General features: G+C 63.0%; 10 protein-coding genes. 2 read left to right on the top strand and 8 right to left on the bottom strand.

Annotated elements, in window-relative coordinates; genetic code table 11:
* Positions 1-145 precede the first annotated feature (145 nt).
* A complete protein-coding gene (locus tag HU764_RS20380) occupies positions 146-1,093 on the bottom strand; it encodes an RHS repeat-associated core domain-containing protein (protein ID WP_186702553.1) in 948 nt (315 codons plus the stop codon).
* A 175-nt stretch (positions 1,094-1,268) separates the two neighbouring features.
* Positions 1,269-5,549 carry a DEAD/DEAH box helicase gene (locus HU764_RS20375; RefSeq protein WP_186702554.1) on the bottom strand — a complete coding sequence of 1,427 codons (4,281 nt, stop codon included), beginning with the start codon at positions 5,547-5,549 and terminating at the stop codon, positions 1,269-1,271.
* A gap of 127 nt (positions 5,550-5,676) precedes the next feature.
* On the opposite strand from HU764_RS20375, the gene HU764_RS20370 reads away from it, so the two are divergent.
* Positions 5,677-6,090 carry an NUDIX hydrolase gene (locus HU764_RS20370; RefSeq protein WP_186702555.1) on the top strand — a complete coding sequence of 138 codons (414 nt, stop codon included), beginning with the start codon at positions 5,677-5,679 and terminating at the stop codon, positions 6,088-6,090.
* On the opposite strand, the gene metR is transcribed toward HU764_RS20370, so the two are convergent.
* Complete coding sequence (gene metR / locus HU764_RS20365; RefSeq protein ID WP_027594174.1) at positions 6,074-6,991, bottom strand: transcriptional regulator MetR; 918 nt, start codon at positions 6,989-6,991, stop codon at positions 6,074-6,076. The two genes, HU764_RS20370 and metR, sit on opposite strands and share 17 nt — an antisense overlap.
* A gap of 196 nt (positions 6,992-7,187) precedes the next feature.
* Here metR and HU764_RS20360 point away from each other — a divergent pair, with 196 nt between their 5' ends.
* The gene (locus tag HU764_RS20360; RefSeq protein ID WP_186677487.1) at positions 7,188-8,183 is read left to right on the top strand and encodes an alpha/beta fold hydrolase; all 996 of its coding nucleotides are present in this window, start codon (positions 7,188-7,190) and stop codon (positions 8,181-8,183) included.
* 36 nt (positions 8,184-8,219) lie between these two features.
* On the opposite strand, the gene aauR is transcribed toward HU764_RS20360, so the two are convergent.
* The 5 genes from aauR to HU764_RS20335 form a co-directional block, all read right to left on the bottom strand.
* Positions 8,220-9,548 (bottom strand): two-component response regulator AauR, encoded by a 1,329-nt coding sequence (aauR, locus tag HU764_RS20355; RefSeq protein WP_085273564.1) that lies wholly within the window; start codon positions 9,546-9,548, stop codon positions 8,220-8,222.
* Positions 9,545-11,449, bottom strand: a complete 1,905-nt coding sequence (gene aauS / locus HU764_RS20350) for a two-component sensor histidine kinase AauS (RefSeq protein WP_186702556.1) — start codon at positions 11,447-11,449, stop codon at positions 9,545-9,547. Before aauS ends, aauR begins: the two co-directional genes overlap by 4 nt.
* Positions 11,450-11,516: 67 nt before the next feature.
* A complete protein-coding gene (locus HU764_RS20345) occupies positions 11,517-12,251 on the bottom strand; it encodes an amino acid ABC transporter ATP-binding protein (RefSeq protein ID WP_027594178.1) in 735 nt (244 codons plus the stop codon).
* Positions 12,248-12,919: an amino acid ABC transporter permease gene (locus tag HU764_RS20340; protein ID WP_099455152.1), complete on the bottom strand. Its 672-nt coding sequence runs from the start codon at positions 12,917-12,919 to the stop codon at positions 12,248-12,250. Before HU764_RS20340 ends, HU764_RS20345 begins: the two co-directional genes overlap by 4 nt.
* Positions 12,920-13,666: an amino acid ABC transporter permease gene (locus HU764_RS20335; protein ID WP_027594180.1), complete on the bottom strand. Its 747-nt coding sequence runs from the start codon at positions 13,664-13,666 to the stop codon at positions 12,920-12,922.
* Positions 13,667-13,791: the final 125 nt, after the last annotated feature.

Here is a 13,791-nt window from a genome sequence, read left to right as displayed (position 1 = left end):
CCTAATGCACAGGCTCACCTCCACTGTGACACAACCTGAATGAGGGACATTAGAGTCTTTGGGATACGCGAAATTTTAAGGTCATTAAACAGGGTGGTGTAAAGATGCGCTGCACATTTGGGAGTAAGGTGTTCCCCTTGAATAATTAATCCCTAATATTTCGATGCTTCTGACGAATGCTAACTTGTTCAAGGGGGGCGTGGCGTGGCATAAGTGCTTCCAGGCTATCGTTAGGATACAGTTCTTTTAGCTTGGCCTCAAAAGGTTTATAGTTGTCTGAAGCGTACTGGTAGTTGATAAAAATACGCCACTTGTTCTTGTCAACATGGTCTATCTGCCTATTGTGTTTGGTTGCAAATTCCGAAGTTTTTGTTGACAGGGTTGGTATGGTCGGAAAGGGCTCGTTATCGGTGATGCGCTTGTCGATTCTGCTCACTGCATCTCTTGTAGGGTTATAGTTTTTGAGCTCTCTAGGAGGTCTGTCAAATAGAGTGGTGTCAGTGTCAAGTATTCTATCTAAGTAGTTGTTTATTTTGGCGACTGCAAAGTTATGGCGATTAATTTCATTAATTTTGTCAAACGTTTTTATTGTTTTTCTATGTTTCAGGTTTGAGATGTATTTGGATAGTGCGGAAAGGGCGTGGCCAGTTGGGTCAATATTATTAATGGGGTCTCCGCCGCAATAGGCATAAGCATTTAATCCGCCGGCGAGAAAAGGGCTTAAATTGTCAGCGGAATGAAAGCGCATAAGGGGCGGGCTATACGTCCGATAGCCATTACCCAACAGGTAGGTACCGCTAATCGTCGGAGGTTCACAGTTAAATGCTAAGAGTGAACGTGCTAGCCCATCAGCAGGCTGGTGTCCGTAGGGGGTATAGACACCTGTGTGAGCCCCGGCTCGGGTGTGGATGCCTAGAATTGAGCCTTGGGTGTCGATAGCCAAAAGTGCGTCACTACTTTCGCTTTTTTTTAGCTCTGCTAGAGCGGTGTGCTGATGGCGAAATACTGCGCTATGGTGGTCTCGTAGTTTCAGCGTGCTTAGTCTATTGCCCTGATAAAAGTATAAATGGGTCCCCGGTGGATTTGAGTTCATCGTCTGCTCGCGTGTGATAAAAAGATGCCGAGCTTCAGTGTCAGACACCGAACTCAGGAGCACAACTGGCAAAAATGATAGGTCAATGCTTATCTCCTACACGTATTCGAGTCCTCCAGATTGTCCGGAACATAAGGTAGTGATCGGCAGGGTAGGAGAAGTAATTGGGGGCGCTTCAGCGTGCATCGCTCAACAACCTGCGGCGCCAGGTGTCCTGTTCCTCCACCGAGGCCTCGATGAGAAACTGGTAACGCCCGGCGACTCGCACCGCCACCGGCACGCCATCGCGGTACAGCAAGCGGTTACCGCTCACCGCGGGTAGTTTCGCCCCTGGCAGCAATGACCCGACCACATTGAGCGGGTCGCTGGCGCTGACCATCACCAGTGCTCCCTCCGGCTCACGCCGGCGCACTTGCCGCAACAGGCCCACAGCCTCTGGCAAGGCGAACTGCTCACCGGCCAGCCCAGCAATGAAGCGCCCACCCCGGATTTCGCCGCGGGCCTCCAGGCGGTGATAGCAACGCAGCAATTCGCGCCAGGGCGGCAATACATCACTTTCCCGCTCCAGCAGCCGCCAGCAGATCACCCCATAGCGGCGCAACAGGGCGCGGGCGATGTGCTCCAGACGCTGGCTGTCGTCTATTGCAGCAGTGCCCCTGCGCAACAGCGCCCAGCGGCCGGCGTGGGCCATGCTGGTGGAGAGGGGGGCATGGCCGCGCCTGCTGTTGCGCGAGGTGCGTTTAGCCGCTGGCGTGATCAGGCTGCGCAGCCCGGTGAAGCTGTCGGCACCCACCAGGCCAAAGCCCACCAGTGCCTGCAATGCGGTTTCCAGTTCGCTGGGCAGCAGGTGGGCTTCCTGCGTCAGTTCATCGAAGAACAACGCCCCATGCGCCTGCAACACGTCATGCACGCGTTGCGCCCGCGGGCCGAGCTCGTCTACTGCCGGTACGGGCGCCAGGCTGCGCCAGAGGCCCAGGTGTTCGCGCGGCAGCAGCACCAGCGGTGTACTGGCCAAGGTCGTGCTGGCCACCGTGGTCGCCAGCCGGCTCCAGACAAACCGCCCGCTGCGGCAGGTGTCGTCGAGCCAGTGCGGGCTGTAGTCCTGGATGCGTGCCGGCAGCAGCTCCGCCTCCCAGGCGCCGGCCGCAGCGGGGAAGCCCTGCAACTGTGCCAGCACTTCAGCTACGGCCTGTGGCCCGCGCAGGCGCTCATCTGCGGCCAGGTGCTGCCAGTCGAACAGAAAACGCATGAAGTCTTGCAGGCTGACCGGTTCGATCTCCCGGCGCAGGCGTTTGACCGTGTAGCGGTGAATGCGCGCCAGCAAGTGCCGTTCGCACCACTGCAGCTGTTGTTCCGCAGGCCTGAAATAGCCGCGCAACACGTAGCCCTCGGCCTCCAGGCGGGCCAGGGCCTGTTCGATGTCTGGCTGCGGCTTGCCTAGAGGGGTGGCGATCTGCGCCACGGTTTGCGGGCCGTGGCCACTTAAGCGGGCACGCAGCAGTTCGCTTAGCGCATCGTCCGCCTCGATGGCCTGCTCGAAGCCTGGCAGCACGTTCAGCGCAGGTTCGGTGACTGAACCTGGATACACACGTTGCAGCAGGCTCAGGCGTTCACGCGCGAGCCACAGCTGTTGATCCGGCAGGCGCAGGGCGCGCCCCGCTTTGGCCAGTTGCCGAAGCAGTAAATCCCAAGGGGCGTTGGCCTGCACTTCATGGACAGTGATGGCCCCCAGGCTCATCAACGCTTCGTGCATCTCGTCGGCGTTAGCCGCTTGCGGCCAGGCCTCGCTCTCTACGGCGGCGATGGCATCGGTGTCCAGCGCGCCCAGCTCATCCGCGCTGTGCAGTTCGTTCCAGCGCCGGTTGAGCACGGCCTGGGTGCGTCGCTCTTCCAGGGGCGCATCGTCAAGAAAGGCGTAGGGCCTGGCGTTGAGGATGGCCGAGGCCAGTGGCGACGGGGCCGGCAGGTCACGGCTGAGCAAGCGTACCTCACCGCCTTCGATGCGGCGCAGCAAGGCCAGCCAGCCTTCGCTGTCCATGGCTTCGTGCAGGCAGTCGTCGAGGGTCTGCTCGACCAGCGGATGATCCGGAATCTGCCGTTCGCCGGCGATGTTTTCCAGGCAGGCGATCTGGTCGGGGAACACCGAAGCGATCAGGTCCTCGCTTTTCATCCGCTGGAGCTGCGGGGCCACCTTGCGCCCACCGACGAAGCGCGGCAAGGCCATGGCCACGGCAGCGTTCCAGCGCCAGCGCACGCCGAACAATGGCGCATCGAGCAGGGCCTGGATGAGAAGCTGTTCGGCGCTGCGGCTGGACAAGTAGCGCCACACCTCGTCCAGCGTAAAACTGTGGCTGGTGGACAGCGACAGGACGATGGCATCTTCGCTGGCCGCCGCCTGCAGTTCAAAATTGAAGGTACGGCAAAAGCGCTTGCGCAGGGCCAGGCCCCAGGCACGGTTGATGCGGCTGCCGTAGGGCGAGTGGATGATCAGCTGGGTACCGCCGGACTCATCGAAGAAGCGCTCCATGATCAGCGTCTGTTGCGAGGGCAGGGCGCCCAGCACGTCGCGGGTGCGCCCCAGGTAATCGAGCAACTGGCTGGCGCTGTCTTCGCCCAGCTCGAAGGTGCGCTGCAGCCAGCCCTGCACGGCGGTACTGTCGGCGCCGGGCAACCCCAGTCGCTCATCAATGCGTGCCTGCAGCCGAGCGACCGCGGCGGACAATTCGTCACTGCGCCCCGGTGCTTCGCCCAGCCAGAAAGGGATGGTCGGCGGCAGGCCGTGGGCGTCTTCTACCCGCACCCGGCCCGATTCGACGCGCAAGATCCGGTAGGAGGCGTTGCCCAATTGGAAAATATCGCCGGCAATGCTTTCCACGGCGAAGTCTTCATTGACGCTGCCAATGTTCAGTGCCTGCGGCTCGAGTAGCACCGCGTAGTCGGCGGTTTCGGGGATGGTCCCGCCACTGGTCAGCGCAGTCAGTTGGCTGCCGCGGCGGCCGCGCAAGGTGCCGCTGACCGCGTCGCGGTGCAGGTAGGCGCTACGGATGCCCTGGCGGCCGTTATAGCCTTCGGCGAGCATGCGCAGCAGCGCCTGATAATGGTTGACGTCGAGTTCGGCGTAAGGCGTTGCCTGGCGCAGGCAGTCGAACAGCGCTTGTTCCTGCCAGGGCTGATTACTGGTTTCGGCGACAATCTGCTGGGCCAGCACGTCGAGGGGCGCAGTGGGAATGTGCAGTTGGTCGAGCTCCCCGTGGCGCACGCAGTCCAGCAGGGCGATGCATTCGATCAAGTCGTCGCGCGAAGTGGGGAACAGGCGCCCTTTGGGGATGCCCTCGACTTGGTGCCCGGAGCGCCCAACGCGTTGCAAGAAGGCCGCGATCGAGCCCGGTGAGGCGATCTGGCAGACCAGGTCGACATCGCCGATGTCGATGCCCAACTCCAGTGACGCCGTGGCCACCAGCACCTGCAACTGGCCGGTTTTCAGGCGCTGTTCCGCATCCAGGCGCAGTTCCTTGGCCAGGCTGCCGTGGTGAGCGGCCACCGCGTCCTTGCCCAGGCGGTCGCTGAGGTGACGGGTCAAGCGTTCGGCCAGGCGCCGGGTGTTAACGAACACCAGCGTGGTGCGGTGCTCGCGGGCGAGGGTTGCCAGGCGGTCGTAGACCAGGTTCCACACGTCCGTGGCCATGACTGCGCCTAAGGGCACGGGCGGCACCTCGAGGGCCAGGTCGCGCTGGCGGGCGTGGCCGATGTCGACGATCGCGCAAGGGCGCTGATGGCCGACCAGAAATTGCGCCACGCGCTCCACCGGCCGCTGGGTGGCCGACAGGCCAATACGACGTAACGGCCGCCCGCTCAGCGCCTGCAGGCGCTCCAGGGTCAGTGCCAAGTGTGCCCCCCGTTTGTTGCCGGCCAGGGCATGGATCTCATCGACGATCACTGTGTGCACGCTGGCAAGGCCCGCGCGGCCCGAGGCCGAGCCCATCAGCACATAGAGTGATTCCGGCGTGGTCACCAGGATATGCGGGGCCAGCTTGCGCATGGCTGCACGTTCTTTTTGCGGTGTATCGCCGGTGCGCACTGCGGTGCTGATGCGGGGCGGCTTGAGGCCCTGGTCTTCCAGCGCCTGGCTGATGCCTTCGAGCGGCGCTTGCAGGTTCAGGCGAATATCGTTGGACAGCGCCTTGAGCGGCGAGACATACACCACTTGGGTGCACGCGGGCAGTTCGCCGCCGTGTTGGAGGCCTTGGCAGAACAGTTCATCGAGCACGGCCAGAAAGGCGCTCAAGGTCTTGCCGGAGCCGGTCGGTGCGGCCAGCAGCATCGACTGGCCGCCGTGAATCAATGGCCAGGCACGCGCCTGGGCGTCGGTGACCGTGGCGAAATGGCGACGGAACCAGGTGCCGACGGCGGGGTGGAACAGCGCCAGCACCGGGTGCTGTTGGGCGGGTAGGCTCATGTGTTGGTTATGGCGGGTGGGCGGCGGATTGGCAAGGGGCCGTTCGTCTGTGAGGGCAGGCTGCACCGACCTTGTCAGGCGATCAACCCCATGGGATCCTCTCAGGCTTTTCCAGCGAGCCCATCCCATGCCCAACACCCTTCGCATCGCCGCCGCCCTGCTGATCGACCCCCAGGGCCGCACCTTGCTGGTGCGCAAGCGCGGCACCGTGGCCTTCATGCAGCCCGGCGGCAAGATCGATGCGGGTGAGCCGCCGGTAGAGGCGCTGGTGCGTGAGCTGCATGAGGAACTGGGCCTGCGCATCGACCCCGCCCAGGCCATCCACCTCGGCCAGTTCAGCGCGCCGGCTGCCAACGAGCCAGGCTACCAGGTGCAAGCCGAACTGTTTCGCGTCGACAGCGCCGAAGCCGTGACCCCGGCGGCGGAAATCGAAGAAGTGGTGTGGCTGGCGGCGGACCAGGCGCCTGCGCTTGAGCTGGCGCCGCTAACCCGCGACCTGATCCTGCCGTTGTACCGCCAGGCCGTCAGCGTACCGCGCTGACCCCATCGAGGGTAGCGAACGAGGTGTCCTTGGCGGTCAGCAAGAAATCGCGCATGTACGGCGCATCGAGCATGTCGGTGCGCACCGCCGCATAAAGTGTGGCGAACAGGCCCTTTTCACCCAGGCGCTTGCCTTTCACGTAGCCCCGCGAGCTGTACTCGTGCAGTGCCCAGTGCGGCATGCCGCACACGCCACGGCCGCTTGCGACCAATTGCATCATCATCACCGTCAGCTCCGAGGTACGCACGGCGGCTGGCTCGATGTCGGCCGGCTCCAGGAAGCGGGTGAAGATATCCAGGCGATCGCGTTCCACCGGGTAGGTGATCAGGGTCTGGTCGAGCAGGTCTTGCGGCACCATGTAAGGCTTGCTGGCCAGCGGGTGCTGGTTGGCCACGGCGAGCATGGCTTCATAGGTGAACAGCGGCACATAGGTGATACCGGCCAGGTCCAGCGGGTCGGAGGTGACCACCAGGTCCAGGTCGCCACGGGCCAGCGCGGGCAGGGGAGCGAAGGCGAAACCCGAGGCCAGGTCCAGCTCGACTTCCGGCCAGGCATCGCGGAACTGGTCGATGGTCGGCATCAGCCATTGGAAGCAGCTGTGGCATTCGATGGCCATGTGCAAGCGCCCGGCGGTGCCACCGGCCAAGCGCGCGATGTCACGCTCGGCGCCGCGCAGCAGCGGCAGGGTGGCATCTGCCAGTTGCAGCAAGCGCAGGCCGGCACTGGTGAAGCGGATCGGTTTGCTCTTGCGCACGAACAGCGGCAAGCCCAGGCGCTCTTCCAGCTCTTTGAACTGGTGCGACAGCGCCGACTGTGTCAGGTGCAGGCGTTCGGCGGCCTCTACCAGGCTGTCGGCCTCGCGCAGGGCATGAAGGGTTTTCAGGTGGCGGATCTCCAGCACTGCTGACTCCGAGGGTTGAATGCCAAAGGGAAAGAATTGAGTTGAGTTTCGCTCATGTTGCCCAGGCTGTCGACTGGACCGTTGGCCACACCACTCAGCGGGGGTCATCAAACTGTCACTGAACTGTGGCAGCGCGCCCGGCAGAAATTCATCAAACTCGCGCTCTACTGGGGATTTGCATTCTGGTGTTTCTTTCATGCGGGCTTTGCTGCTGTTTCTCTTCTTCCTTTTCAGCGTGCCGGCGAGTTTCGCCGACCAACGCTGTGACACGCAGGTAGCGGTACAACGGGCTGAACTGGGTGATTTGAGCCTGGTTTACCAAAGCGTCGGTGCGCCGCGAGACCCTGCATTGCTGCTGGTCATGGGCCTGGGCGGGCAACTGATCCATTGGCCGGACGACGTGGTCGAGGCTCTGTGCCGCCAGGGTTTTCGGGTCATACGCTACGACAACCGCGATGTCGGCCTGTCGCGCTGGAACCAACTGCCACCCTCGGCCAACCTGACGGTCGAGCTGCTGCGCTACAAGCTCGGCCTGCCGGTTTCCGCCCCCTATACGCTCACTGATATGGCGGGGGATGGGCTGCGCTTGATGGATTCATTGGGCATACGCCAGTTTCATGTGCTGGGTGTCAGCATGGGCGGGATGATTGCCCAGCACCTGGCGGCAATGGCGCCGGCGCGGGTCCGTAGCCTGACACTGGTGATGTCCAGCTCAGGCGCGGCAGGGCTGCCGGCGCCGGCCCCTGCCCTGGTGCAGCTGTTGGCCCGGCGCAGTGCGCCCAACCGTGAGGTAGCGATCGAGCAGCAGGCTGATTTGCTGGCGGCACTGGGCAGCCCGCAGGTGCGTGATGATCGGGCCGTCTTGTTGCAGCAGGCGGCGGTGGCCTATGACCGGGCATTCAACCCGGATGGCGCCAAGCGCCAGATCATGGCGATCCTGGCCGAACCGAGCCGGGTGGCGTTGCTCAACCAGCTGCGCGTGCCGACGCTGGTGGTGCATGGCACGGCCGACCCGTTGTTGCCGGTGATGCATGGGGTGCACTTGGCGGCGCATATCCAGGGCAGCCAGCTGCGCTTGATACCGGGGCTGGCGCACCGCTTTCAGGAGCCGTTCAAGGCGCCGTTGCTGGGGGCGGTGCTGCCTTACCTGCAATCGCATCGGCAGGATGTGACGCATATTGCGGGTCTGTGAGATTGGCATTGCCCGCGAAGCAGGCGCCGCCGTTTCTCAGCCCAGCCCGTACTTTTTCACTTTGTCGAACAGCGTGGTCTTGGCCATGCCCAGCTCCTGGCTGGCCTGGCTGAGGTTGCCGCCGGTGCGTTGCAAGGCATCGCTGAGCAGGTTGCGTTCAAACGCCTCCACCGCCTCGGAAAAGCCCAGGCCCTGGCTCGCGCCGCCACTCGGGCCCTTCTTGAAGGCCGGTAAGCCCAACGCATGACGCTCGGCAACGTTGCGCAGCTCACGCACGTTGCCCGGCCAGTCATGGGCCATCAACCGCGACAAGGTCTGGCTGTCCAGCGTCGGTGCTTCACGGTCGAAGCGCAGGGCCGATTGCTGCAGGAAGTGTTCGAACAACTGCAGGATGTCTTCGCGGCGCTCACGCAGGGGGGGGAGCTCCAGCGTCACCACGTTCAGCCGGTAGTACAGGTCACTGCGAAACTGCCCGTTCTGCCCCATGGCATCGAGGTCGGACTTGGTCGCGGCGATTACCCGGCAATCCACCGCGATGCTCTGGTTCGAGCCCAGCCGCTCCAGTGTGCGCTCCTGCAACACCCGCAGCAGTTTGATCTGCAGGTTGATCGGCATGCTCTCGACCTCGTCGAGGAACAGCGTGCCGCCATTGGCGTGTTCGATCTTGCCGATTCGGCGTTTACCTGCGCCGGTAAAGGCGTTGGCTTCGTGGCCGAAAATTTCGCTCTCGAACAGGTTTTCGGGCAGGCCGCCGCAGTTCAGCGCCACGAAGGGTTGGCCCTGGCGGCGGCTGAAATCGTGCAGGCAGCGGGCGACCAGTTCTTTGCCGGTGCCGGTCTCGCCTTCGATCAGCACGTTGGCCGAGGTGTCGGCGACGTTGGCGATCAGTTCCCGCAGGTGCTCCATGGCCGGCGAGCGGCCAATGATGCGGCCCTCCAGGCTGCTCTGTTCGGCCAGCTGGCGGCGCAAAGCAACCACCTCGCGGGACAGGCCGCGCTGTTCGAGGGCGCGGCGTACCACGTCGACCAGGCGCTCGGGCGAGAAGGGCTTCTCCATGAAATCGTAGGCGCCGTTGCGCATGGCGCCTACCGCCATGTCGATATCGCCGTGGCCGGTGATCAGCACCACTGGCAGGCTGCGGTCGCGGGCCTTGAGGCGGTTGAGCAGCTCAAGGCCATCGATGCCTGGTAAGCGAATGTCGCTGACGACGATGCCGGCAAAGTCGTCGCCGATGCGTTCCAGGGCCTGTTCGGCGCTGCCGACCCCTTCGCAGGCAATGTCTTCCAGGGCCAATGCCTGCTGGCAGCCGAGCAGCACATGCGGGTCGTCTTCGACAATCAGGACGGTGAGAGGCGCTTGGTTCATGGGTGCTCTGCCGGTTCGCTAGGGGGGGATACCAGGGGCAGGACAAGCACAAAGGCCGTGCCGCCACTGACAGGATGCTCGACGTTCAGGCTGCCCTTGGCAGCGGCGGCAAGGCTCGCCGACAAGGTCAGCCCCAGGCCCAGGCCATGTTCGCCCGGTTTGGTGGTGAAGAAGGGTTCGAACAGATGCTTGCGTGCCTCGGCGTCGATGCCATGGCCGTTGTCGCGCACCCGCAGGCGATACTTGTCACCCTGCAGTTCGCCTTCGAGCCACAGCTCTGGTAGGGGCTGGGTCGCCATGGCGTCGATGGCGTTGCCGATCAGGTTGACCAGGATCTGCTCCAGGCGGGTCTGGTCGATGGCCAGTTGATGGTCTTCGAACTGGTTGTGCAATTGCAAGTGGCAGCCACTGATGCGGTTGGCCAGTACTTGCAGGGTGGCGTCCACCGCCTTGGCCAGCGAGGCCTGGCCACCGTCGTCGCCACGGCGGGCGAATGAACGCAGGCTGGCGGTGATACGGCCCATGCGGTCGATCAGGTCGTTCATGGTACGCAGGTTGGTGCTGGCCGTTTCCAGCGCGCCGCGTTCGAGGAAGCGTACGGTGTTGCCGGACAACGTGCGCAGCGCGGCCAGCGGCTGGTTGAGTTCGTGGGCGATGCTGGTCGACATTTGCCCGATGGCAGCCAGCTTGCCCGCCTGCACCAGCTCATCCTGGGCATGGCGCAGGGTTTGCTCAGCATGCCGGCGCTCGCGGATCTGCCCCTTCAGCCGCTCATTGCTGGCGCGCAAGTCGGCGGTGCGTTCGGTGATGCGGCGTTCGAGTTGGCTGTTGGCTTCCTGCAGCGCCTCACGGGCAGCCAAGCGGGTGGCGATGACTTTGCGGCGTTCGTTCCAGGCGATGCCCAGGATGGCCAGCAGGGCGAATGCCACCCCGACCAGGATGCCTTGCACCATCGATTCTCGGCGCAGGTCTTGCAGCGGGGTCAGCAGGGTGAAATGCCACGGGGTGTCGACCAGGCGACGGGTCTGGGCCAGGTAGGCCACTTCATGGGCCTTGCCTTGCGCTGTTTCGCTGTTGGCCGGGAAGGTCAGCTTTTCAACACCATCGGCGAGGGTTTCCCGCGCCAGAGGTTGCAGCTCGTTCAGCGGCCACCAGTAATACTGCAGGCTACGCGCCAGGCGTTCCTTGATTTGCGGGGTCAGCGGGCGCACCGACTTCAAGCGCCGGGCCGGGTCACTGGACAGAATGATGATGCCGTTCTCATCGCTGACGAACGCTTCCAGGCGGGCACGCTGCCAACGTTCTTCGAGGGTGTCCAGGCGTACCTTGATCACCGCAACGCCTATGATCTTGCCGTGTTCTTCCAGGCCATGGGCCAAGTAGTAGCCGGCCTCGCCGGTGGTGCTGCCGATGCCATAGAAGCGCCCGGGTTCGCCGCGCACGGCAGTCTGGAAGTAGGCCCGGAACGACAGGTCTTCACCCAGAAACGAATCGGCATCGCGCCAGTTGCTGGTGGCCTGCACCCGGCCGTTGGTGTCGAGCACGAAGATTGCCCGGCTGCGGCTGCGCCGGTTCAGGCCTTCGAGGTATTCGTTGACCGCCTGGCGGGAGCCGCCATCGGGCTCGGTGAGCAGGTGCGAGACGCTGTCTTCAAGCTCCAGCAGGCTGGGCAGGTAGGTGTATTTGCTGATCTCGCTCTCGACCGTGCGCGCGTGCAGCTCCAGCTGACGCTCGCCGTTTTCGCTCAGGCTGCGGATGCCATTGCTCTCGCTGACCAGGTAACCGGCCATACCGAGGCCGACCATCAGCAGGATGATCAGGGGGGGTAACAGCAATTGACGAATCAGGCGGGAATTCACGGCAGGTCTGGCAGGGAGAAGAAGCGAAGGATCGCATTTCATCACAGTGGCCTTGTCACGACCAGCGTCCGCTGCCCGATGGGGGCGGGCAGCGGAGGCTGAGGCCGGCTTAGTGTTGCAGGATCTTGCTGAGGAAGTGCTGGGTGCGTTGGTCGCGGGCGTTCTGGTCGCCGAAGAACTCTTCCTTGGTGCAGTCTTCGATGATGCTGCCTTTGTCCATGAAGATGACCCGGTTGGCGACCTTGCGGGCAAAGCCCATCTCGTGGGTCACGCACATCATGGTCATGCCCTCGTTGGCCAGCTGAACCATCACATCGAGCACTTCACTGACCATTTCCGGGTCCAGTGCCGAGGTGGGTTCGTCGAACAGCATGACGATTGGGTCCATGGCCAGGGCGCGGGCGATCGCCACCCGTTGCTGCTGGCCGCCGGAAAGCTGGCCGGGGTGTTTCTTGGCATGCGCGCTGAGGCCGACGCGATCGAGCAGGGCCAGGCCTTTTTTGGAGGCTTCTGCCTCGCTGCGGCCGAGCACCTTGCGCTGGGCGATGGTCAGGTTTTCGGTGATGGTCAGGTGCGGGAACAGCTCGAAGTGCTGGAACACCATGCCCACCCGCGAGCGCAGTTTCGGCAGGTTGGTCTTTGGGTCGGCAATCGAGGTGCCATCGACCACGATGTCGCCCTTCTGGAACGGCTCCAGCGCGTTGACGCACTTGATCAGGGTGGACTTGCCCGAGCCCGACGGCCCGCACACCACTACCACTTCACCCTTCTTGACGTCGGTGCTGCAGTCGGTCAGTACCTGGAAGTCGCCGTACCACTTGTTGACGTTCTTGATGGAAATCATACGGTGATCCTTTTTTGCAGGCGCTTGACCAGCCACGAAGCGGAGAAGCTGATGAGGAAGTAGACGACCCCGGCGAAGATCAGGAACTCATGAGAGCGCCCGATGATGTCGCCGTTGGAGCGTGCCGAGTTGAGGAAGTCGACCAGGCCCACGGTGTACACCAGCGAGGTGTCCTGGAACAGGATGATACTTTGCTGCAGCAGCAAAGGGGTCATCTTGCGGAAGGCCTGGGGCAGGATGATCAGGCGCATGGTCTGGGCGTAGTTCATACCCAGCGCTTGCGCGGCGCCCATCTGGCCCTTGGAGATCGACTGCACACCGGCACGGACGATTTCGCAGAAGTAGGCCGCCTCGAACATCATGAACGCGACCACGCAGGAGGTGAACGCACCGACCGGCGTGTCTTCACCGGTGATCCAGCGCAGCACGAACGGCACTGCCAGGTAGAACCAGGTGATCACCAGCAGCAGCGGGATCGAGCGGAAGTAGTTGACGTAAGCGCCCGCCACCCTCGACAGCAGCTTGCTTGATGACAGGCGCATCAGCGCCAGGACGGTGCCGAGTGCGATACCGCCGACCACGCCCATGACCATCAGTTGCAGGGTCATGATCATGCCTTCCCAGAGGGCGGGCAGGGCGGGGATGATTTCGCTGAAATCCATGTCCATTTACTTGCCCCCCACGGAAATCAGGCCAGGTACTGCGACTTTTTTCTCGACCAGGCGCATGAGCAGCATCAGGCCCATGTTCAGGGTGAAGTAGATCAGCGTGGCCAGGGTGAACGCCTCGAACAGGTTGGCAGAGAACTCTGCGGTCTGCTTGGTTTGTGCCAGCAGCTCCATCAGGCCGATCAGCGAGGCCACCGAGGAGTTCTTGAACACGTTGAGGAACTCGGACGTGAGCGGCGGAATGATGATCCGGTAGGCTTGCGGCAGCAGCACGTTGGTATAGATCTGCGGCAGGCTGAAGCCCATGGCGCGGGCTGCGGATTCCTGGCCGCGGGGCAGCGCCTGGATGCCGGTGCGCACTTGTTCGCAGACACGGGCCGCAGTGAACAGGCCCAGGCACACAACCACGCTGATCAGCGCCGAGGTGGTCGGGTTGAGGTCCTGCTTGAACCATTCCTGCAGGCCTTCGGGCAGCAGGTCCGGTACCAGGAAGTACCAGATGAACAGCTGCACCAGCAGCGGCACGTTGCGGAACAGTTCCACATAGACAGTGGCGATGCCCGATACCAGGCGGTTCGGCACGGTACGCATGACGCCAAGGACAGACCCCAGCAGCAGCGCGATGATCCAGGCGGTGATGGCGATGGCGATGGTCCAGCCCAGGCCGGTGATGTACCAGTCCAGATAGGTTTCGCTGCCCACGCCGGTGGACTTGAAGAACACGCCCCAGTCCCAGTTGTAATTCATCGGGATTTCCCCTCAGACGGTTGTTTCACGGGCACCTTCGAGCATCCGGGGGCGCTTGGCGCCCTCGGATGAAAGGTTAGACACTAATGAGTGGCCTGCAGAATTGATTCGTGCGCATGCGCACC

This window comes from Pseudomonas kermanshahensis (genome assembly GCF_014269205.2).
Classification (GTDB): domain Bacteria; phylum Pseudomonadota; class Gammaproteobacteria; order Pseudomonadales; family Pseudomonadaceae; genus Aquipseudomonas; species Aquipseudomonas kermanshahensis.
The sequence above is the reverse complement of the archived record's forward strand: the minus strand, read 5'-3'. Positions and strand labels throughout refer to the sequence as shown.

Coding starts and splice junctions, on each gene's coding strand:
- HU764_RS20380 (WP_186702553.1), bottom strand. CDS start 1,093: ATGAACTCAAATCCACCGGGGACCCATTTATACTTTTATCAGGGCAAT.
- HU764_RS20375 (WP_186702554.1), bottom strand. CDS start 5,549: ATGAGCCTACCCGCCCAACAGCACCCGGTGCTGGCGCTGTTCCACCCC.
- HU764_RS20370 (WP_186702555.1), top strand. CDS start 5,677: ATGCCCAACACCCTTCGCATCGCCGCCGCCCTGCTGATCGACCCCCAG.
- HU764_RS20360 (WP_186677487.1), top strand. CDS start 7,188: ATGCGGGCTTTGCTGCTGTTTCTCTTCTTCCTTTTCAGCGTGCCGGCG.
- aauR (WP_085273564.1), bottom strand. CDS start 9,548: ATGAACCAAGCGCCTCTCACCGTCCTGATTGTCGAAGACGACCCGCAT.
- aauS (WP_186702556.1), bottom strand. CDS start 11,449: ATGAAATGCGATCCTTCGCTTCTTCTCCCTGCCAGACCTGCCGTGAAT.
- HU764_RS20345 (WP_027594178.1), bottom strand. CDS start 12,251: ATGATTTCCATCAAGAACGTCAACAAGTGGTACGGCGACTTCCAGGTA.
- HU764_RS20340 (WP_099455152.1), bottom strand. CDS start 12,919: ATGGACATGGATTTCAGCGAAATCATCCCCGCCCTGCCCGCCCTCTGG.
- HU764_RS20335 (WP_027594180.1), bottom strand. CDS start 13,666: ATGAATTACAACTGGGACTGGGGCGTGTTCTTCAAGTCCACCGGCGTG.